Source organism: Streptomyces viridosporus, assembly GCF_002078235.1.
In the GTDB taxonomy this organism is placed as follows: Bacteria; Actinomycetota; Actinomycetes; order Streptomycetales; family Streptomycetaceae; genus Streptomyces; species Streptomyces viridosporus.
In genome coordinates this window covers 1-888 of sequence record NZ_MSGP01000911.1, presented here as the reverse complement: position 1 = coordinate 888, position 888 = coordinate 1, and the positions used below count along the sequence as shown (strand labels likewise).

Sequence of the window (888 nt, the reverse complement as noted above, 5' to 3'; positions counted from 1 at the left end):
GGGCGGCGAGGTTCACGTTGTAGCAGTTCTCGATCAGGATCGCGTTGTTGCCGGTGTTCGAGAGCGTCACCCGGTCGATCGTCGCGCCGCCGCTCTCGGAGACGCAGAACACGCCGCGCCCGCCGCCGCGCGCGACGACCTCGCCGACGCGGATGTTGGTGGCGTAGGAACTGCCGATCCGCCCGTTGCGGTTGGCCATGCGGAAGGCGGCGTAACCGGTGCCGGTGCCCGCGTTCTCCGCGTCGACCCTGGAGACCGTGGCGTTGACGGTCTGGTTCAGCAGCAGTCCCGACTCGCCCACGTTGCGGGCGGTCACCGTGCCGACGGTGAGGCCGTCGACGCCGTACGTCTCCACGGCGTGGCTGGAGGCGCCGGAGACGTAGACGTTGTCGATGCGGACGTTGCGCGTCCACTGGCTGGTGTCGCCGCGGTTGTCGATGCGGACCCCGAGGCCGGAGGACAGGCGCATGTCGATCTGGCCGAGGACCACGTTCTGCACGTTGCGCAGGAAGATGCCGTACAGCGGGGCGCCGGTGACGTTCAGGTTCTGGACCTCGATGTCCCGGGTGCCGCGGGAGTAGACCGGGGCCTGGTCGCCGGAACCGCTGCCGGTGACGTTGATGGTGCCGCAGACGTCGAGCACGGTGTAGCTGGGCAGCGAGATGCGCGAACCGGCGGAGATCGAGCCCGAGCCGCGGACCACCACCCGCTCCTTGCCGGTGCGGCCGGAGGTCAGGCTGTTGATCGCCGCCTGGACGGCCGCGCGCATGTCGGTGCCGGTGTACACGGTGCTGCCGCCGCGCCGGGCGGTCCAGGTGCTGCCGCTCTGCACGGCCTCGGCCTGGTAGGAGCCGTCACCGCAGGCGGCGGCCCGGGTGGGGGCCGGGG

1 protein-coding gene is annotated in these 888 nt (G+C 71.3%); it reads right to left on the bottom strand.

Annotated features, from left to right (window positions below; all coding sequences use genetic code 11):
* Positions 1 to 888 (bottom strand): right-handed parallel beta-helix repeat-containing protein (locus B7L92_RS38615; protein WP_107501754.1); only part of this gene is annotated, 888 nt, incomplete at both ends.